Here is a 20,355-nt window from a genome sequence, read left to right as displayed (position 1 = left end):
AGGGTACCCTTGGGAAATAGGACAACTAAAGAAGTATTAACAAATAAATAAATTAACTTAGCAACTGATACTTTTGGTCCAACAAATGGGGAGTGTTATATATGACCGTACAAAATATATTCAATGAAATTTGGAAACTTTCCAATTTTTATCAAGAACCAAAGGCCTACAGTAAACTGGTAGATTTAACCCAAGAATTGATAAAAATTTATGACCAGCAAGGCAGAATAGAAACCAATCCCTTTGAGCCTGCAAAACATAGAACGCTAGAAATACCTAAGGATAAAATCAATCAGGAACTAAAAAATAGAGTCTGTTTGATAACAGGGGGAATCGGGGCTGTTGGTAACAGATTATTTGAGGATCTTATCTTATTTGATTTAAAAGAAATCATACTTCTTGATAAGAGAATTGAAAAAAACTCAGTAGAGTATATTCAAAGAAAAAAAATAATTAAGGTAAACTGTGATATTAGAAACAAGAAAAAATTAGAGAAAATTTTTAAAGAGCTACAACCTGAAATTGTTTTTCATACCGCAGCGGTTCGGGATCCCGGCTATGCGGAACTACATATTCAAGAAACTATCCAAACCAATATTTTGGGCACATGGAATTTGGTTAATATCTGTGAAAAAACTTTGAGCGTCCAAAAATTTATTTTTTCATCTACAGGAAAAGCGAGCAGATATATAACAGAAGAAGTTTATGCTGCTTCAAAAAAAATATGTGAACACATTTTAGACACATTTGCCAGGGTAGGTAGGGTAAAGTACGGAATGGTTAGGTTTACTCATATTTTTTGTAATAGTTTAATGAATAAAGAGTTAGAAGAATTTGCAAAATCAGGAAGTGCTTTAAAAATCCATTCCCCCGGTAAATTTGTGACAGCCCAAAATTTAAGAGAAGCTTCGTACTTAATGCTTAGCGCATTATTACATTTAGAATCCAAAAGAAGCAAATTTCTGATTGTCAGGAACTTGGAATGGCCGGTTGAAAGTCTTGAAATCGCTTTATATTATATCAAATCATACCAACGTGAGGTTCCCGTTGTTTTTTGTGGAAATCCTTGTGGTTATAAAGAGAAGTTTTTCCGAGGGCAATTGGATTGGAATAATCCCTGCGAGCTTAATCTTTTAATTAATGTGTATGAAAACCAAAAAAGAGAAATAAATGAAGTTGGTGATATAATTATTTCGAGCATTTGTCCAATCTCATATCGTTTGTTAATAAAAACAATTAATTGCATTCAATCAACTCATGATAAGAATTCCGCTAAATTGGTTTTAATCAATTCAATTAGAGAATTTTTCAAAGAATCACTTTTGGAGGTTGATAAAAAAGATACAGTTAATATCCTAAAGTGGGGAATTTCACCCCAATTCTTGGAAGCGGAAAAAACAAAAATCAGTGATTATGGACATTTAGTACCAATTTTAACCGAATCATTAAAGGGTACTGATTATTACAAAAAAATTGAAAACCTAATAGAAGGTCAATTCGCTGGCACTACCCTTAAGACTTCTAATTGATTTTAAAACCTGAAAATTTCAAACAAGGGAAGATTAAATGTAACGTATTTAACTTGTATTATTTTTTAAAAAGTATGATCATATTGAAAAGAAAAAGCCTTTGCCTTATCCTTAATCAAATTGAAAAAGTCGAGGAAGAAAGTTGTGGAATTCTTTTAGGGACTCATAATTCAACAATAAAAAAAGTTGAATGTTTTATACCTACGCAAAACATAACAAAAGAAGATAAAAAAAATCGTTTTGAAATTTCTTCAAAATCTTACTTAGAAGCTGAAAAACAAGCGATAGAATTAAATTTGAAGATTTTGGGAATTTATCATTCCCATATTGAAGCTTCTGCCAATCCATCACTTATTGATCAGAAAAACGCTTTTCCTGAATTTTCTTATTTAATTATTTCATTAAGAAATCAAATGTTTTCTGATATTAAGTCATGGGTACTTAATAAAGATCAGATTTTTATCCAAGAAGAATTATTACTATCAAACCACTAATACTATGGCTACAGTTTTTATTCCGACTCCCTTAAGAAAGTTCACAAACAATCAATCAAACATTCAGATTGAAGCAGAAAATATTAAAGAACTTTTAGAAAAACTGACTCTAGAATATCCACCCTTAAAGAACTATTTGTTTACAGGGGAAGGTGAAATTCCTTCTTTTTTGAACATTTTTCTTGATGAGGACGATATCCGAAATTTAGAAGACAAGGAAACAAAAATAGACTCAAAAAGCAAAGTAAGTATTGTTCCTGCAATTGCAGGTGGAAGTGATGATGAGGAAGACATTGTGCTTTCAAAAGAAGAGCTATCCAGATATAACAGACATATTATTATCCCGGAATTTGGATTAGAAGCACAAAAAAAATTAAAAAAATCAAAAGTTTTGGTGGTTGGCTCAGGAGGACTTGGAAGCCCGATGCTTTTGTATTTAGCTGCTGCCGGCGTAGGCAATATTGGAATAGTGGATTTTGATGTAGTAGATGACAGTAATCTTCAAAGACAAGTCCTTTTTGGAATAGATCAAATAGGGAATCCAAAAGTAATCGCCGCTAAAAAAAGATTAGAACATATTAATCCGCATATCAAAATCAATATTTATAACAAGCAACTTACTTCACAGAATGCGCTGGAAATCATTAAAGATTATGATGTGGTGGCTGATGGAACGGACAATTTCCCGACCCGTTATTTGGTGAATGATGCCTGTGTTCTACTTGATAAAACCAATGTTTATGCTTCTATTTTTCAATTTGAAGGTCAGGTTTCTGTTTTTAACTTTAGAAACAAAAATGGAGTTCTAGGTCCTAATTATAGGGACCTATACCCTACCCCTCCTCCTCCTGGCCTGGTCCCAAATTGTGCAGAAGGCGGTGTTCTTGGCGTGTTACCTGGAATCATTGGAAGCTTACAAGCACTTGAAGTAATAAAAGTAATTACTGGAGTTGGAGAGCCATTAAGTGGGAAACTTTACACTTTCGATGCATTAACTTTTCATTCAAGAACTTTTACCATCACCCGGAAATCAAACAATCCTTTAAACGGGGATAATCCATCAATACATAAACTGATGGATTATGAACAATTCTGTGGAATTCCTGCAGTTGAACGAAAAGTGAAAGAAGTGACTGTGGAAGAGTTTCTTCAGATGAAAAGCAAAGGGATGGATTTTCAATTAATTGATGTAAGAGAAATTCATGAATTTGAAGAATCAAATCTAAATGGTTTGCTTATTCCCCTTTCAGAGATTACCCATAAAGCAGATTTGATTTCTAGAAACAAAAAAGTAATTATTCATTGCAGATCTGGAGCAAGAAGTGCTAAAGCAATCCGGGAGTTGGAAGATAAGTTTCAATTTGAAAATCTTTTCAACTTAAAAGGTGGAATTCTAGCATATTCACAATTGGAAAAAACAATGATAAAAACCTGATTATTAACCTTAAAAACACCTTTAGGTTAACTAAATATAACCCTTCCTGAATTCACAAGGAGAAAGTTTTTCAAAATTATAGTTCAAAAATAAAATTATTTCAACAGCACATTCTTGATCTGAATTTCCAGAAATATTATGCATAATCGAAAAAAAACTCTACCTTTGCAGACCTAAAAAAAGTGGCATTAGGCCATTTTAATCAAGACATCTTAACAAAAACAATTATGAAATCACTAGAGATTATAGGGTTTAAAAGAGCAAATCTCGATAGTGCAGAACTTAAGCAGATCCGTGAGGAAGGAAATGTTCCTTGTGTGGTTTATGGTCCCGCTATCAAAGAGCAGATCCACTTCTATTCTCCTGCTATCCTGTTCAGGGATTTGATCTACACTCCGGATGTGCACATGGTTGACCTTAACATAGAAGGTCAAAAAATGAAGGCAGTATTAAAAGATGCTCAGTTCCACCCGGTTTCTGAGGTGTTGATGCATGCTGACTTCTTGGCTTTCTCTGAAGACAAACCAATCAAATTTGAAATCCCAGTTGAAATCGTGGGTACCTCTCCAGGTGTTCAAAAAGGTGGTAAACTGGAAATGAAAACAAGAAAACTAGCTGTAAAAGGTTTGGCTGCAAACCTGCCTGACAGAATTCAAGTTGATATTTCCGGTTTGGAATTGGGTAAATCTTTCAAAGTTGGTGAATTGAAGGTGGAAGGTTTTGAAATCCTTACCTCATCAAATGTTTCCGTGGTTACCATCGGGATTCCAAGAGCACTTAGAGGTAAAAAAGCTGAATAATTCAGATTCAAATTACCAATATTCGAAATCCTGCTTAATCCTTAAGCAGGATTTTTTATTTTTGCCAACCATTGAAAAAACATACTCTCCATGAAATACCTCATCGTGGGACTTGGAAATATAGGCCCGGAATACGAATTGACAAGACATAACGTGGGCTTCCTGACAGTTGACCGGATGGCTGAAAAATTTGGCGCAGAATGGAAAAGTGACCGCTTGGCCTTTACTGCCCATTTTAAACACAAGGGCAGACAGATTTACCTGATCAAACCCACTACTTATATGAACCTTAGTGGCAAGGCTGTCAATTATTGGATGAAGGAACTGGACATCCCCAAAGAAAACATTATGGTCATCGTAGATGATGTGGCCCTTCCTTTTGGAAAATTAAGGATGCGGGCTAAAGGCTCTTCTGCAGGGCATAATGGACTCAAAAATATTGAAGCCCTCTGCGGTGGTCAGGATTACCCAAGACTAAGATTCGGAATAGGTGATGATTTTCCTAAAGGCAAACAGGTGGAATACGTTCTGGGTAGATGGACCCAAAAGGAAATTGACGAACTTCCTATTTTTATGGATAAAGCCATTGACATGTGCTTAAGCTTCTGCACCATCGGCATCAATATGACAATGACGCAATTTAATGATTAATACTATTGTACCAAGTACAATGTACCAAGTACCAAGTACGTCCTTACATCGGGTCTTTTTGGCAAAAGGGTAATGTATTGGGGCAGGAAAAGATAGAAGAAAACGAAAAAACAAGAGTGAATAATTCGAGAAGTTTGCTTTTGAACTTCCACTGACTTTACTTTGCAATCAATTCAGGCGGAGATTTATAAAGAAGAGGCGAGAGAACAGGCTCTAAGACCCTCTGGCAACCATCCTCAAGCTCAGGAAAGGTGCCAAAACCTGCCCAAATAGGGAACTATAAATTAGTTTATATGACGACAAGGAAAATATTTTTGAGGCAAGTACCAAGTACCAAATACCAGGAAAACAAACGCCTTTACTCCAAATTCTCCAAGCTTTATCTTTACATACATTCCCTTAACACCGCATTAGTTTTAAGTTTTAAGGAAATTTGCCTGATAAATGACAATACCAAATCATTTCACAATACCCTTTTGCCATTCTCTCAAACACCTATTCTCTAAAAACAAGATCCGATATGCATCATTTTGAAACGAAAGCCATAAGACTCAGCAGCACCAAATCCAACCAAAGAGAACACTCCTCCCCCATTTATCTGACTTCATCCTTTACTTTCGAAAGTGCCGAGGAAGCCAGACAAATGTTCGCAGACGAAATCGAAGGAAACATTTATTCTAGATATTCCAATCCAAATACAGCCGAACTTATCCAAAAAGTCTGTGCAGCGGAAGGAACAGATGATGGCATAGCCACCGCCTCGGGTATGGCGGCCATGTTTGGAAGCATTGCCTCTTTGCTTCAACATGGAGACCATATTTTGGCATCACGGTCTTTGTTCGGCTCCACCCATCAACTGCTTACCAAAGTCTTCCCAAAATGGGGAATCACTTCCACTTATGGAGATATCTCGGATATAGCAAATTGGGAAAAGCTACTTCAACCCAACACCAAAATGCTGTTTATTGAAACCCCATCCAACCCAGGTTTGGAAATCATTGATCTGGAATGGGCTGGAAAATTTGCAGCCGCCCATAACCTGATTTTGGTCGTGGACAATTGTTTTGCAACACCTTATTTACAACACCCGGCAAAATGGGGAGCCCATATCGTTACACATTCTGCTACCAAATACATTGATGGTCAGGGGAGGGTATTGGGAGGATTGATTCTGGGCAAACAAAACCTCATAGACGAAGTCACCTATTTCACAAGGCATACCGGTCCATCCATGTCTCCTTTCAATGCCTGGATCCTTTCGAAAAGCATGGAAACCTTAGCGGTAAGAATGGACAGGCATTGCTCAAATGCCCTTGCAGTAGCATCATACTTTAAAGACAACAGGGATCTGGATTTTGTCAAATATCCATTCCTTCCATCTCATCCACAGTTTGAACTTGCCCAAAAACAGATGAAAGCAGGAGGAGGTATTATCACACTGACTTTAAAAGGAGGACTTTCTAGAGCACAAAGGTTTATTGATAGCCTAAAAATGATCTCTATCACGCCAAATCTAGGAGATAGCAGGAGCATTGTAACGCATCCTGCCTCCACCACACACAGTAAACTTAGTAATGAGGAAAGACAAAAAGTTGGAATCACAGATGGCTTGATCAGGATCTCTGTGGGTTTGGAACACGTAGATGATATAATTCAAGATATAGAGATGGCCTTAGAAAAGTCCAGATAACATCGAATTTACAAATCCTCCGTTCTAGGATATCATTGTTTTACAAGAGGGCAAAATAACTGCCCTCTGATTTTTTCTTTGTCTATTTGTAGCAAAACCACCTAACTTTTCGTCTTAAGCGTATAAAATCCATTCACTATGAAAAATGTCATCTTACTCTTAACCGCGATTTTTTTGGCAGCTGCTTCCTGCAATCCTGTCCAAAATTCGGATATTGAACCTGTGGAAGCTAACCTAAGACAATTGACCAGTAATGAGGCTGAGATGGTCCAAAGCAATGTGGATTTTGCCCTCCGCTTTTTTCAGGAGATGGAGAAAGAAAACTTGGACAATCATTTCACAGGGCCATTTAGCATCCATCAGGCACTTTCTATGGCCATGAACGGCAATGAAGGTGATATTTTACAGGAGTACCTAGATGTTTTGGCCTTCCATGGGCTGACAAAAGAAGAGGCCAATACAGCTATAAAAAGCCTAACAGAATATTTAAAAAATGTAGACCCAAAGGTTAAAGTCAATATTGCCAATGGTATTTGGTATAGAGAAGGATTAAGGGTTCAGGCACCATTTAAAACAGCCATGGAAACTTATTTCAATGCAAATATCAGTGCGCTCAACTTTGAACATCCCAATGCCCATCAGGTCATCAACAATTGGATTGCATCCCAGACCAATGATCTGATCAAGGATATGCTCAATAGTATTCCAAGAGAAGCAGTGATGTACCTTGTGAATGCCATTTATTTCAAAGGAGATTGGAAGTTCCAATTCGACCCTCAAAAGACCAAAAAAGAACCCTTCTTTCCCGAAAAAGGCGGATCGGTTCAGGTGGATATGATGGAATCCAAAGAAAAAGTTACCCTAAAAACCGGAGGAAATGGGAGGGTGAATTATTTAGAAATCCCCTATAGTACGGGACAATACCAAATGGCTATTATCCAAGCCAATTCGGGAACCTTAAGCAGCATCCTTCCAGAAATCACCACCGAAAATCTGGCGCTGTGGTCTGAAAACTCAAGGGAATCAAACGTCATCCTAAAAATGCCTAAATTTAAAATGAGGTATAAGGAGGAAAATTTAAACAGTAAATTAGAAAACATGGGATTGGTAACACCATTCAGTCCAAATCCCGCCAATTTCACCAAAATCTTTGAGGGCTCGTTTCCTCCCATGCTGATCTCAAGAGTCATTCATGAAGCGCTAATTGAAGTGGATGAAAAAGGAACTGAAGCAGCCGCAGCCACTATAATAGAAATCAGTGTAACATCCATGCCTTCAGGGCCAAGCATCATAAAATTGGACAAACCTTTTTATTTTCTAATCAAAGAGAAAAACTCAGGCTCGATATTATTTATGGGCAAATTGGGAAACCCTTCCCTTTTGTAAAAATTATCCTCTTCTCGATTTAAAGATGGGTTCAAAAAGACATTAGTCAAAAATATGCCTCCTATGTTTGTTCCCATTGTAACTTGAACAATAAACCCCGGGTTGATCCCGGGGCAATTACCCCAAAAGAAATTGAACCCGTATTGGAGTTTTAGGCTCAATATTCCTTTTAGTCCTCTTAATGAATCCCATTAAAGCCTCTATCCGATAATGTTTAGACTTCCAAAATTCACTTTCCCAATTCAGAAATGTCTTGTATCTAAATTCTCGCTTCTCGCTTCTAGTTCCTCAATAAAGGAACCTGGGCAGCACTGGAACCAATTGTCACGCCCTGATTTTACTTGCCACTTATTTTATTTTCTTCTCTAAAGTTCGACTCCCTTGGAGTCGGGATTCCTGAATATCAAAATTACCTCTCAACCCCGGGTTGTACCCGGGGCAAATACCCTTTGGGATTAAACCCCTATCGGGGTTGTTTTGTCACCATTTCAATACCGTCCTAAATAAAATATGAGAGGTCTGGTTTTTTGCCCAAAATAGCTATTTTGGGTTTGCACCAAAAAACATAAACCTCCCATGAGTAATATTACATTGTTTTCTCAGATTATTAAAAAAATCGAGCGTTCAATTTTCAAGAAACTGGTTGAAGAGAAGCAAACGGACAAGGGCTGCAAAGGCTTTGACAGCTGGACGCATTTGGTTTCCATGCTTTTTTGCCATTTTGCCAAAAGTACTTCTGTAAGGGATATTTCAAACGGCCTGCGTTCGGCCACGGGGAACCTCAACCATCTGGGGATTGCCAAGGCACCATCCAAGTCCAGTATCAGTTATCAGAACAAGCGCAGGGACTCTGACCTGTTCAAGGAGCTGTATTACGAGCTTCTGAAGCATTTAGGACAGCAGGCGTCCCTGAGCAGGGTAAAACTACGGATCAAGGCTCCCGTCTATCTGCTCGACTCCACGGTGGTAAGTCTTTGCCTTTCGATGTTTGACTGGGCAACCTTCAGGACCAAAAAGGGTGCTGTAAAGATGCATACGCTTCTGGACTATGACGGGAAACTCCCTGTTTATGTGAATATTACAGAAGGAAGTATGGCAGACAATAAAGGCGCTTATGATATTCCTTTGGAGAAAGGATCCGTTATAGTGGCGGACCGCTATTACAATGACTTTCCGATGCTCAACATTTGGGACAGCAAGGGGGTCTTTTTCGTCATAAGGCACAAGGATAACCTTAAGTTCAGCACAATCAATGAACGTCGACTCCCTGAAAATACTGCACAGGAAGTACTGATAGACGAAGAAATTGAACTGGTAAACCCGCAGTCAAAAGTGAAGTACCCCGGAAAACTCAGAAGAGTGGCTGTATGGGACGAAAAAAACCGACAGACCGTCGAACTGATTACCAATAACTTCAAATGGTCAGCAAAGACAATCGGTGATCTTTACCGGTGCCGATGGGAGATTGAGATCTTCTTCAGGGACATCAAGCAGTTACTCCATATCAAAACCTTTATCGGAACATCGAAAAATGCCGTGATGATCCAGATATGGACCGCGCTGATCACCATTCTGCTCCTAAAAGTGATGAAGGCAACCGCTAAATTCGGATGGCATCTGTCCAATCTGGTTGCATTTATCAGACTGAACATATTCGTTAAAATAGAGCTGCAAAAGTGGCTGGACAAACCCTTTGAAGACCATGAAAAACCTCCTCAAAAAAGCCAACAGGGGGTTCTATTTCCGGATTACAGATAAAATCACAATAGAAATTGCAGAAACACAGCTAAACATCTGTCTTGTAAATTATTTAGGACAGCATTGTCACCATTTCAAGCAATTACCTTAATGAATCCCTTAAAACCTTAAATCTTAATGTTTTTTCCGGCCCTACATCCTGGCCCGTCGCTAAAATGAGGCTGTCCCTAATTATGAAAAAACCTCATTTTTTTACGATCCGTCCTGCCTTCCGAAATCCCACCTACCTAAGTCTTCTTGGTTCTTGTATCTTAAGTCTTATGTCTTGTTTCTTGTCTCTAGTTTCTAATCTCTAAGTTTTCTAAACTTCTTATAAGCATTGATCAAGCCATTGGTAGAGGCATCATGGCTGGAGATAACCTTATCATCCTCCAACTCTGGAAGAATAGCATTGGCCAAAACCTTGCCCAATTCAACGCCCCACTGATCAAAACTGTAAATATTCCAGATAACTCCTTGGACAAAAATCTTGTGTTCGTACATGGCGATTAATTGACCAAGGGTGTACGGCGTGATCTGCTTGACCAAAATGGAATTCGTAGGTCTGTTTCCTTCAAAAACACGGTGAGGAGCTATTCTCGTAATCTCATCTTGGGATTTACCTGCCTTAGCCATTTCAGCCTTTACTTCCTCTATGGTTTTCCCATTCATCAAGGCTTCCGTTTGTGCAAAGAAATTGGAGAGCAACTTGATGTGGTGATCCCCAATTGGATTGTGCGAAATTGCCGGAGCAATAAAATCACATGGAATCAAATGGGTTCCCTGATGGATCAACTGGTAAAAGGCATGTTGCCCATTAGTTCCCGGCTCGCCCCAAATGATGGGTCCAGTGGTGTAGGATACCTTTTCACCGTTGCGGGAAACATATTTCCCATTGGACTCCATATTACCCTGCTGAAAATATGCTGCAAATCGGTGAAGGTATTGATCATAAGGAAGAATTGCTTCAGAACTTGCCCCTAAGAAATTGGTATTCCAAATGCCTATCAATGCCATTATCACAGGAATATTTTTGCTAAAATCCGTATTCCTGAAATGCTGGTCCATGCTATGGGCACCTTCCAGAAGTTTTTCAAAATTATCAAAACCTATGGCGCAAGCAATGGGAAGTCCAATGGCGGACCAAAGGGAATACCTTCCTCCTACCCAGTCCCAAAACTCGAACATGTTTTGGGTGTCAATTCCAAATTCCGCCACGGCTTTGGCATTGGTGGATAGGGCTACAAAATGCTTGGCAATGGCCGCTTCATCTTTTGCTTTTTCCAAAAACCAATTTCTTGCCGTATGGGCATTGGTCATGGTCTCCAGGGTTGTAAAGGTCTTGGAGGCTATAAAGAAAAGGGTTGTCTCAGGATCCACTTTCTTCAATGTCTCTGATATATGTGTGCCGTCAACATTGGATACAAAAAACACCTCCAAACTGGGGTTTTGATAAGGTTTAAGGGCTTCAGTCACCATCACGGGCCCTAAGTCTGAGCCTCCAATACCAATGTTGACCAAAGATTTGATAGATTTACCAGTGTATCCTTTCCAAGTCCCGCTTGAAATTTGTTCTGCAAAAGCCTTCATTTGGGCCAAAACAGCATTCACATCCGGCATGACATCTTTGCCGTTGACGAATACCGGTGTATTGCTGCGGTTTCTCAATGCTGTATGCAAAACAGCCCTTCCCTCAGTACCGTTGATCTTTTCACCCGAAAACATGGCCTCAATGGCTTCTTTCAATCCACAGTCATTCCCTAAAGCAATTAAAGTGGAAAAAATATCTTTATTCAGTCTGTTTTTGGAATAATCCAATAATAGATCCTCCAGTTGGATTGAGAATTCTGAAAAGCGATTTCTATCCTGAAAGAGATCTTTGATCTGCAAATCCCTGTGTACTTTGCTAAATTGTAAAAGTTGCTGCCAAGATGCAGTGGTGGTAGGGTCAATATTTTTCATTTCTTGTTGGTCTAATAGGATTAACCCTGCAAAAATAGAACTTTATACGAGCAGAGAAAGAACTGAACCTAATTAGCAGAAAAATGAATCTGGAAATTTATTTTTAAATTGGACAATAGTAGAACGCCAATCCCATGTGTGATACCCTTGCAGCTCTTCCAAATTTTACAGCATCCGGCAACTTGATTTTTGCCAAAAATTCCGACCGGGAACCGGATGAAGCCCAAGGCATACTCCATATTCCCAGGACGCTAACTAAATAAGATTTCGTACAATGCACCTACATCCGAATCCCTCAAGTGAAAGAAACCTATGAGGTTATCCTTTCCAAACCTTTTCAGATGTGGGGAGCAGAAATGGGAGTAAATGAATTTGGACTGGCCATTGGAAATGAAGCGGTCTTTACAAGGGTTAAGATTAAGAAAGACAATGCTGGTCTTACAGGAATGGACTTATTGAGATTGGCATTGGAAAGGTCCAAAAATCCCAAAGAAGCCATAGCATGCATAGCCCAATTATTGGAGGCTTTTGGTCAGGATGCATGTGGTGGATATAAAAACAATGATTTTTTTTATCACAACAGTTTTATCATTGCTGATTCTACTTCTGCCTATATTTTAGAAACTGCTGGAAAATCATGGGCTTTGAAAATTATTCCAACCATTGGTTCTATTTCAAATGGGCTACAAATCGGAACAGATTATGATGAAATCCATTTGGCTGAAGAAAAACTTAATTTCCCTTTTCATTACCTGCCCAAACCAAAGCCCTTTTCCTTTCAGGGATATTTTTCGGATTTTCTCTATACCACGGCCGGAAAAGCAAAGAAAAGACAAAACTGCAGCTTTGGTATGATGGAATCACAAAATGGCAGATTCAATGTAGAAAAAGCCATGGCAATTTTAAAAACACACGACAAAGATGAGGAGGTTTTTGAGCCCAAAAATGCCACTACCGCCTCCCTTTGCATGCATGCCACAGGCTACACCAATCCAAGTACGACTACAGGGAGCATGGTAGCGGAAATCAGAAATAATATTCCCTCCACTGTATGGCTTACCGGAACATCCATGCCATGCCTTTCAGTTTTTATCCCTTTCTTTCTTGGAACTACTACACTAAAAAATTTTCCCCAACCGGGCGCATCACCTGACAATTCCTTGTGGTGGAAAGCTGAAATCGTACACCGCTGGGTTTGTGACGATTATCAAAACAGGAAAAAAACCATAAGCCAAGATTTATTTTTGTTGCAGGCTGACTTTTTAAAAAAAGAATCGGAACTGATGAAAGACAGGGCATCATTAAAAACTTTGGAGACATTCAGTTCAGAATGCCTCCAAAAGGTAAATTATTTTTATTCCAGATTAATTCAAAAGGAAGGTATAAGGTTTAGTCCAGCTTAATCCTGAAAGGAACCGCTGGTAGATTCTCGGAATTGTATAAGTTAACCTCAGGATTATCCGCCCAAGCATACCGGATTTCTCTTGGATTTTCCACTAGTGGATGAAACACCTGTACCTCCTTTGAATTGATGACCATCGCTTTGGCCGGATAAAAATTTCCTTCCTGATCGGAAATGATAAATCCCTTTACTTCACCTCCATAAGACAATTTCAGACCATCTCCTACAAAATCAAAAACAAGGTTTATATTTTGGCCTTCCTTCTTAAATTCTTTGAATACAGGCCCAGAATATAGTACTTCATCACCATAAGCTATTTTTTGAGCTGCTTTCCATAGCCGATGCCCCACATCCCTTTTATTTCTTGGGTGGATATCATTTGCATCACCTATGTCAATGGCAACAGCCATTCCCGTATTGGGTAGAGATAGGATCTGGGTCTGTGCTTCCCTAAGATAAGCCCAATTAGATTCTGGTTGTACTTCCCTCCTTTCCATAAAATTGGCAAGCTGTACGTATAGAAAAGGAAAATCTCCAATCCCCCATCGCTCCCGCCAATTTTGAATCATTGTTCCAAATAACTCCCTATAATGCTGATGGTCTCCTGCATTGCTTTCTCCCTGATACCAAATTACGCCTTTGATAGGGTATTTTACGATCGGGGCAATCATGGCATTGAACATCATGCCAGGCAACCAATTGTACCATTCCACAATTGGAAGTTCCTCTTCTACCCGATTGTTGTACTTCCATTCTCCTTCAAGAGAAATCTTTTTATTGCCTGACTTGAGATAAAGCTGATCCTTTTTACCTAAAATCGGAGCATTGTTCCAAGTATTGATGACCCGTACCGCCAGAATGTTTTCCCCTTTGTTCAACATACTTGCAGGCACTGGAAATTCCTTTACCTCTTGTCCCCAATCTTTATAAAAAAGCCTTCCCCCGTTTAGATAAACATAGGCCATCTGCTGGATATCGCCCAGGTTAAGCATAAAATACCTATCTGTGTCGTTTAGGACAAACTTCTTTCTGAACCAGGCAATGTCCTTAAAAGGATTGTCTTCCGGAAGGTTAACAGTTTGCCATTGGCTATCATCAAAATCTAAATTGCCCACTCCCTGGATTTCCCCATTTTGAGGAGCTAATACCAGATCGTTCCTCGTTAGTTCTCTGACTTTATTATCAACCACTTCCTGGATCCAATAATCCTGTCTGTCTAAAACATCCTTGGCTTTCTCTTTGTAAAAATCAAGCCCAAGCAGTTTGCTTGCTTCAGTCCATCCCTCTGCAGGAGTACCTCCCCAATTGCTTTCTATGATTCCAACTGGAACGCCCTTTTCCAGATGGTTTTGCTTGGCAAAAAACCAAGCAACTGCTGAAAAATTCAAAATGTTGTCAGCATTGGCCTTTCTCCACTCTCCTCCCCTAACATCAAATTTTTCCTTTGCATCATAGTCATGCGGAATCTTGAAAAACCGGATCAAGGGATAATCTGCATCAGCTAACTCCTGCTGCAAGCCTTCCACTTGGGCACTCATCACCCATTCCATATTTGATTGGCCACCTGCTACCCAAACATCACCCACCTGCACATCATAAAATTTCTTTTCATTCACTTCCAACTCATACGGACCAGAAGCTGGTAATGGATCAAATTCCAATAACCAATTGCCCTCTTTATCAATTTTAGTCTGCTTTTCTACCCCATTGAAAATGGCCTTAACCTTTTGACCTGGAGTTCCAATCCCCCATACACGAATGGGTTGATTCCTTTGGAACACCATATTGTCTCCAAAAAACTTGGGTAGGGTTACTTCCGCTAGGGTACTGTCCTCATTGCAGCTAAACTGAACTACAACAACCAATAGAAACAGAATATAAGAGAAAATTTTCTTCATAAGGATGGTGGTTTTATAATAGCATCACGAATTTATTTAAGGACTCTTTTTTTGTCAATAGACCGGTTATATAGTGTGACCATTTAGGATCATACCATCTTTTATAGCTTTCAGATAAGTGACCACTTTGCCATCTTGACCAACTTCACATACCCTGAATCCTGGGTGGGGAGACCCCCAACTGCCACCAAAATGTCCTGACCATAGATAAGGTTTTTTCCGGTTTCTCATAATACCGTCAACATCATGGTCATGACCATGGAAAACGGCCCTCACGTTGGGGTATTCCGCGATCAGTCCCAAAACAGGTTCACAGGAAATCCCATGCAGCGTCCAATCATTTTGGGAAATATGAATGAAAAGAAATACATAAGGCAAATTCCTGAACGCCTCAAAAGAATCCTTCAGAAATTCCAAGTCTGCACAAAGATATTCACCCGCTTCATTGGAACTGTTGGCCATTATCATTCCGTAATGCTCTTTCCATACAAATCGGTGATCCGCAGGAATACCCCAAATATTTTTCCAGGATTCCTCTGAAATACGGTCATGATTGCCTTTGACAGGGTAATAAGGAAGCTGCATGCTGTCATACACTTTTTTCACATCAGACATCCATTTGGGGTCATCGTGGATCAAATCTCCATTAAATACCACAAAATCAACTTCATTTTCCTTAAGAATAGCCTGTATCAAGTCCCGATGATTTGCTTCATAATCTGTATTGGGCTGTCCATAATGTCCATCAGAAGCTACTACGAATTTCAGTTTTATCTTTTCAGGAAAATCCATTTTCCCATAATTCAGAAAAGGCATAAGCGTTGACATTGAGGTAATAATGGAAAGTTTTTGGAGAAAGGGACGTCTTTTCATTTCAAGACTGTTAATAAGTGAGGATGGGAATATCATGAACCGGTGGATTTCTTTTCCAACCACTGTTCAATATCAGACTATCATGCGAGATTTAGAAATATCTTCTTTTTTAAAGACAAAAGCCAGCAGGCTAAGAATTGCATGCTGGCTTTTTAATCTTGTATTATACTTACTTTAACTTATCCCAGTTGATCAGGGCATTCCATACCAAAGGGGCATCATGGTGATTCAAATACCTGTGTAATGGATCGAAGGTAAAGGCCAATACATGGCCGCGACCTACTGGCATATTAAAAATGGCTCCATGCCCTATTATTTCCTGTTCATTTCTGACCATACCGGAAACAACATAAGGAGGGTTTTTCTCTTCTTTTTTATCAACTTTTGAGCTTTGTCTTCTTTCCTTCATTCCCATTACAGGTCCCTCATAGGGGATCTCATCTTTCAAAGGCTGAAACCCATATTGAACCAACATCATGTCTCGGTTATATTTATCAGTCTGAAGCAAAGGTCCATTGCCCCTAAAAAGATTGAAAGTCTCAGGATATCCGTACAGTATGGGAGAGTCTGTTTTTCTGGCTTTTGCCATAACGATCGAACCTGGATGGAACAGGCTTCCTGAGGAGACAGGGCTAAGTTCTGATGCAATACCAAGCTCAGCAATAATGCTGCTGGTATTGTCCAAAGTGATGAGCAAACCTCCTTCTTCTACAAATTTCCTTAGGTTTTCCAAACCCACAAAACCCGGACCGCCAGTCATATCATTTGTGGAAGCAGGGAAACCATGTGAAGGAAATTGTACCGTCTTGGTATAAGGCATGGGGCCAAATTTTTTATCAATGCCATGGATGAAATTTTTAGCATTACCCCTTACCCTCGGCAATAAAATCACATCAAATTTTGATTTCAGGTTACCTGCCTTCAAATCCTCCTTGTCAATGGAAGTGTATGGAATCCCCCTTTCCTCAAAGGTATACCTTGACCAACCTTCATCTTGGGTATTGTACCATGAATTGTAAATGGCAACACGGGGAAGTTGAACCTGCTTTTGGTCAGCCGTTGAAATTCCGGTTCCTCCAGCCTTCAGATCCAAACCAAAGTCAGATGCAATTTTGACAGCTTGGTTGGTATTGATTTTTTTAATCAAAATTGAACCGGCTGGCAAGGTATCTCCATCTGCAACAACTGATTTTGGAAGTATGCTCAATTCAGCATTTCTGTTTTGAGACCTGATGGCATACAAAGCGGGGAGCACGGTGTTTTGGGCTTTGTACGTCAAGACGAAAGTATTGCCCTGACCATCAACTTTTCCCTCATACTTTACGGGAGATCTAACAGCTTTTAAAGCTGAAAGATTAAAATCGATGCTATCTTTCGCTTTCACCTCCACACCGTATAAGTTAGGCAAGGTCCAAGCGATAGCATCATAGGGTGGAAATTTGGCGTCCTTTGGATAGGCAGTAGGCGTCATCAAAGACACCAACAGGTTGCGATAAGGCTGCTCGGTTAGTGCTATATAATGGGTCTCATTTTCATGAACCTCTATCCCCTGTGCCAAGAGCTGATTGGCCAGGTAAGCGGCCATAGCAGGATCTTTTTGTGATTTTGAAATAGTGAAGGCTTTTGGCCCTTCTTTTTTGCCCTTTTCCAAACTGTTCCAGGCCTTTTTATAAAAATTGCTCAGCAAAAGTTGGGCATTGTCTGCTGCGTAAGATAAAGAAGCAATCACTCCAACCTGAGTGTAATTGATGTTATTTCTGTAAGACCAATATACCTGAGGTGTGGCTGGATCAGGCCTATACCACTCTTTGGATGTGGCCAAATCTCCCGCAAAACGAGCAGTAGAGATGTCTCTCAAATAGGTGTCTGCCCCTGCATTGCCATAAGTCTCGTAAAAACGTCCGTTGGAATTGTGGTTATTGGCCACCCAAATGCCATAGCCTGGCCACCACCCATCATAAAATGCCCAGGTAAATGCCCCCGGCATTCCCTGAGCCGCCACAGCTGCCACATCATGGTTACCCATTACCTGCCATTCACTTTGGGTAATAGGATCTACGTAATCATTATATGGCCCTGTACCTGTAGAAATGTACAACAAAGGTACAGACTCATGAAGATCCAGCATGACGGTGGGATGAAACTCAAAAAAAGCTTTGAAAATAGACTTTGTAATTTCCTGAGAGATCTGTAAGCCGTCCCTATTGTTGTCATGGAATACATATTTACCCCAGTAAGGCGCACTTCTCGGAAATCCATCATCAAAATTCTCTCTTCCTTTCGTGTATCGGTAATACCAATCCACCTGCTTGTCCCATCCATCAGGCTCCATAATGGGATTGATCACGGTTATGACATTTTCTCTGATTTTCTTGATTTCTTGGGCAGGAGAAGTCACCAATCTGTAAGCAAGTTCCATCAGCATTTCGGGAGAACCCATTTCAGTGGCATGCATCCCGCCAGATACATAATAGATGGGTTTGCTATCCATAACAATTTTCTCCGCCTGCTCCGGGGTGGTTTTTCTTGGATCTGCTAACAGAGCCGTTTGGTTTTTATAATGATCCAATTTAGAAATGGTAGCTTCATCGGCAATGATGACGATAAAGAATGGTCTACCCTCTTCCGAAACACCCATTTGCTGCATTTTAACCATTGGCGATGTTTCTGCAAGTTTTTTATAATAATTGAAGATTTCTTCAGAACGGTGAATCTGTCCCTCAGCTCCTATGATATGACCAAAATGCTTCAATGGATTGGGAATGCTCGGATGGTCCACCACGTCCAAGAGGTTTTTGGGCAGAAATCTTTCATCTGTGGTAAACTCCTTGATTTTTTGGATATAATTCTCATCAAGGGTTTGCGATAGTGCGGACAACTGGAAAAAAATGACCGCGATCGCCAATAAGTAAAGGTGCTTTTTCATACTGGGGGAATTTTTAAATAGGATCAAAAAGCTACAAAATTCAAATCAATAAAAAAATCAGTTTTGAAAAGCTCGGTCATTACCGGGATAAGCGGAAAAAGATTTTGCATTTTGAAAACATCAACTAAAATCCGGTCTGCCTTCTTCATCTCTTCCAAAGTAAATAAGTTGTCCTATATGTCATTCAACACCGTGGTGGGTTTGGGTGCCTCAAGGCCAAAATTTCCGGAAAGTCCAATTCTCTTGGGAGCAAGGAGATATAAGTCATCCAATCAGGATTAAACATACCCATGCCCTCCAATTAGGATTGCTTGATAAAATCTCTTCTTTTAGCCCCCAGAATGGGAATTAATTTAGGCTTTCTCAGCCAAAATCCCATCCAGCACTCCAATTAAAGTTTTGATATCTGCATCGGTGTTGTATAAGTGTAAAGAAATACGAATGGCTTTACCCCTGATCGAAACAAAAACCTTATTTTCCTGCAATCGCTGAATGATCTCACTATTATTCAATCCATCCGGAAGAACAATCCCAAATAAATGTTTGGCTCTATAGGCATCCTCTTCCAGCCAGAAGCCATTTTTCCTGCAATATTCCACCAAAGGCCGGGAGATCTCATCGCAGTAGGTTTGAATATTGGCTACTCCCCAATCTAGTATTTGCCCGAGTGCAGCATGAAACATAGGGAGAAGAATGAAATTGCCGTATTCACCTACATTGAACCTCCCCGCTCCTGGAGAATACTCTTCTACATATTGGGTGAGATTTGAGAATTGCTGTGCATTACTCCGATTGACCCAAGTTTCTTCCAAGGGTATACCGTTATTGAAATATTCAGAAAAATAAGCTGCTCCAATGGCATAGGGCCCCATGAGCCATTTGTAACCTGCACAGACCAAAGCATCCGCTTGGATTTCCTTCACATCTATAGGAAGTGCCCCTACCGACTGGGTTCCATCCAGGATAAAAAAGGCGTTGTTCTCCTTACATTTTTGACCAATGGCCTTCAGATCAAATTGCGTTCCATCTGCCCAGTGAATGGTGGACATGAGCACGACTGCCGTATCCTGATTGATGGCTTCCAATATCCTTTGGTTCCAAATCTCCCCTCTTCCTTGCTTGAACTCCTGTGCGGGAATGGTTTTTAATTGCTTCCCATGATCTCTGCACCATTTTTCTATGGCATAATAACCACTCGGGAACTCATCAGATACAACAATTGCGGTGTTGCCATTATCCAGCGGTAAATTAGTGACGGCGGTGGTAAGTCCATAAGAGGCTGCCGGAATGATAGCCACCTGTTGGGCTGGGCAATTCACCAATCTTGCAAAATTGGCTTTTATTTTTTCCCCTGTCTCAAAAAAATCCTTTGGTTGAATAGAAGTTGGGTTTCTCTTCTGTATAAGCGCCTGAATACCGATTTCTTCCACAGAGCGAAGCAAAGGAGACATATATGCCCCGTTGAGATAATGGATATCTTCCGGAAGTTGGAAAAGATGTTTTTGGTTTTTCAAGATATTTGCCATTTTAAGTTTTCATTGCCACAAAGGCGGTAAGACACTGAGTTTTTCA

At 39.8% G+C, this 20,355-nt stretch carries 16 protein-coding genes and 1 riboswitch; of the genes, 11 read left to right on the top strand and 5 right to left on the bottom strand.

Annotation, left to right across the window (positions count from 1 at the left end; all coding sequences use genetic code 11):
- The first annotated feature begins 101 nt into the window (after window positions 1–101).
- The 8 genes from BC751_RS12385 to BC751_RS12350 all read left to right on the top strand — a co-directional run bounded on the left by BC751_RS12385 (window position 102) and on the right by BC751_RS12350 (window position 9,743).
- Entirely contained in the window at window positions 102–1,529 is a 1,428-nt protein-coding gene (locus BC751_RS12385; protein WP_130275811.1) for a polysaccharide biosynthesis protein, read from the top strand.
- A gap of 83 nt (window positions 1,530–1,612) precedes the next feature.
- Entirely contained in the window at window positions 1,613–2,023 is a 411-nt protein-coding gene (locus tag BC751_RS12380; protein WP_165389833.1) for a M67 family metallopeptidase, read from the top strand.
- Between the two features lie 4 nt (window positions 2,024–2,027).
- Window positions 2,028–3,458, top strand: a complete 1,431-nt coding sequence (gene moeB, locus BC751_RS12375; protein WP_130275809.1) for a molybdopterin-synthase adenylyltransferase MoeB — start codon at window positions 2,028–2,030, stop codon at window positions 3,456–3,458.
- 227 nt (window positions 3,459–3,685) lie between these two features.
- The gene (locus BC751_RS12370; protein WP_130275808.1) at window positions 3,686–4,258 is read left to right on the top strand and encodes a 50S ribosomal protein L25/general stress protein Ctc; all 573 of its coding nucleotides are present in this window, start codon (window positions 3,686–3,688) and stop codon (window positions 4,256–4,258) included.
- Between the two features lie 90 nt (window positions 4,259–4,348).
- Complete coding sequence (pth, locus tag BC751_RS12365; RefSeq protein ID WP_130275807.1) at window positions 4,349–4,909, top strand: aminoacyl-tRNA hydrolase; 561 nt, start codon at window positions 4,349–4,351, stop codon at window positions 4,907–4,909.
- Between the two features lie 182 nt (window positions 4,910–5,091).
- Window positions 5,092–5,195: riboswitch (SAM riboswitch) on the top strand.
- 234 nt (window positions 5,196–5,429) lie between these two features.
- A complete protein-coding gene (locus tag BC751_RS12360; protein WP_130275806.1) occupies window positions 5,430–6,599 on the top strand; it encodes a trans-sulfuration enzyme family protein in 1,170 nt (389 codons plus the stop codon).
- Window positions 6,600–6,737: 138 nt separating this feature from the next.
- Window positions 6,738–7,985 carry a serpin family protein gene (locus tag BC751_RS12355; protein WP_130275805.1) on the top strand — a complete coding sequence of 416 codons (1,248 nt, stop codon included), beginning with the start codon at window positions 6,738–6,740 and terminating at the stop codon, window positions 7,983–7,985.
- 576 nt (window positions 7,986–8,561) lie between these two features.
- Window positions 8,562–9,743 carry an IS4 family transposase gene (locus BC751_RS12350; protein ID WP_130275223.1) on the top strand — a complete coding sequence of 394 codons (1,182 nt, stop codon included), beginning with the start codon at window positions 8,562–8,564 and terminating at the stop codon, window positions 9,741–9,743.
- A gap of 285 nt (window positions 9,744–10,028) precedes the next feature.
- Here BC751_RS12350 and pgi read toward each other — a convergent pair whose 3' ends face one another.
- Window positions 10,029–11,684, bottom strand: coding sequence for a glucose-6-phosphate isomerase (gene pgi / locus BC751_RS12345; RefSeq protein ID WP_130275804.1), 1,656 nt, complete (start codon window positions 11,682–11,684; stop codon window positions 10,029–10,031).
- 134 nt (window positions 11,685–11,818) lie between these two features.
- On the opposite strand from pgi, the gene BC751_RS22580 reads away from it, so the two are divergent.
- Both BC751_RS22580 and BC751_RS12340 read left to right on the top strand, forming a co-directional pair.
- Entirely contained in the window at window positions 11,819–11,947 is a 129-nt protein-coding gene (locus BC751_RS22580) for a hypothetical protein (protein WP_278043588.1), read from the top strand.
- Between the two features lie 36 nt (window positions 11,948–11,983).
- Window positions 11,984–13,087 (top strand): carcinine hydrolase/isopenicillin-N N-acyltransferase family protein, encoded by a 1,104-nt coding sequence (locus tag BC751_RS12340; RefSeq protein WP_242617462.1) that lies wholly within the window; start codon window positions 11,984–11,986, stop codon window positions 13,085–13,087.
- On the opposite strand, the gene BC751_RS12335 is transcribed toward BC751_RS12340, so the two are convergent.
- From BC751_RS12335 to BC751_RS12325, 3 genes are all read right to left on the bottom strand, one after another.
- On the bottom strand, window positions 13,074–14,984 hold the full coding sequence (locus tag BC751_RS12335) for a sialate O-acetylesterase (RefSeq protein ID WP_130275803.1): 1,911 nt from the start codon (window positions 14,982–14,984) through the stop codon (window positions 13,074–13,076). The two genes, BC751_RS12340 and BC751_RS12335, sit on opposite strands and share 14 nt — an antisense overlap.
- A 66-nt stretch (window positions 14,985–15,050) precedes the next feature.
- Window positions 15,051–15,857: a metallophosphoesterase family protein gene (locus tag BC751_RS12330; RefSeq protein ID WP_207226880.1), complete on the bottom strand. Its 807-nt coding sequence runs from the start codon at window positions 15,855–15,857 to the stop codon at window positions 15,051–15,053.
- A gap of 169 nt (window positions 15,858–16,026) precedes the next feature.
- Window positions 16,027–18,783 carry a M14 family zinc carboxypeptidase gene (locus BC751_RS12325; protein ID WP_130275802.1) on the bottom strand — a complete coding sequence of 919 codons (2,757 nt, stop codon included), beginning with the start codon at window positions 18,781–18,783 and terminating at the stop codon, window positions 16,027–16,029.
- 111 nt (window positions 18,784–18,894) lie between these two features.
- Between BC751_RS12325 and BC751_RS21935 the strand changes: the two genes are divergently transcribed.
- The gene (locus BC751_RS21935) at window positions 18,895–19,065 is read left to right on the top strand and encodes a hypothetical protein (RefSeq protein ID WP_165389832.1); all 171 of its coding nucleotides are present in this window, start codon (window positions 18,895–18,897) and stop codon (window positions 19,063–19,065) included.
- 71 nt (window positions 19,066–19,136) lie between these two features.
- Here the strand turns inward: BC751_RS21935 and BC751_RS12320 are convergent, their stop codons facing one another.
- The gene (locus tag BC751_RS12320) at window positions 19,137–20,297 is read right to left on the bottom strand and encodes an aminotransferase class V-fold PLP-dependent enzyme (protein ID WP_242617461.1); all 1,161 of its coding nucleotides are present in this window, start codon (window positions 20,295–20,297) and stop codon (window positions 19,137–19,139) included.
- Window positions 20,298–20,355 lie beyond the last annotated feature (58 nt).

Source organism: Cecembia calidifontis (genome assembly GCF_004216715.1).
In the GTDB taxonomy this organism is placed as follows: Bacteria; Bacteroidota; Bacteroidia; order Cytophagales; family Cyclobacteriaceae; genus Cecembia_A; species Cecembia_A calidifontis.
The sequence above is the reverse complement of the archived record's forward strand: the minus strand, read 5'-3'. Positions and strand labels throughout refer to the sequence as shown.

Coding starts and splice junctions, on each gene's coding strand:
- BC751_RS12385 (WP_130275811.1), top strand. CDS start 102: ATGACCGTACAAAATATATTCAATGAAATTTGGAAACTTTCCAATTTT.
- moeB (WP_130275809.1), top strand. CDS start 2,028: ATGGCTACAGTTTTTATTCCGACTCCCTTAAGAAAGTTCACAAACAAT.
- BC751_RS12370 (WP_130275808.1), top strand. CDS start 3,686: ATGAAATCACTAGAGATTATAGGGTTTAAAAGAGCAAATCTCGATAGT.
- pth (WP_130275807.1), top strand. CDS start 4,349: ATGAAATACCTCATCGTGGGACTTGGAAATATAGGCCCGGAATACGAA.
- BC751_RS12360 (WP_130275806.1), top strand. CDS start 5,430: ATGCATCATTTTGAAACGAAAGCCATAAGACTCAGCAGCACCAAATCC.
- BC751_RS12355 (WP_130275805.1), top strand. CDS start 6,738: ATGAAAAATGTCATCTTACTCTTAACCGCGATTTTTTTGGCAGCTGCT.
- BC751_RS12350 (WP_130275223.1), top strand. CDS start 8,562: ATGAGTAATATTACATTGTTTTCTCAGATTATTAAAAAAATCGAGCGT.
- pgi (WP_130275804.1), bottom strand. CDS start 11,684: ATGAAAAATATTGACCCTACCACCACTGCATCTTGGCAGCAACTTTTA.
- BC751_RS22580 (WP_278043588.1), top strand. CDS start 11,819: ATGTGTGATACCCTTGCAGCTCTTCCAAATTTTACAGCATCCGGCAAC.
- BC751_RS12335 (WP_130275803.1), bottom strand. CDS start 14,984: ATGAAGAAAATTTTCTCTTATATTCTGTTTCTATTGGTTGTTGTAGTT.
- BC751_RS12330 (WP_207226880.1), bottom strand. CDS start 15,857: ATGAAAAGACGTCCCTTTCTCCAAAAACTTTCCATTATTACCTCAATG.
- BC751_RS12325 (WP_130275802.1), bottom strand. CDS start 18,783: ATGAAAAAGCACCTTTACTTATTGGCGATCGCGGTCATTTTTTTCCAG.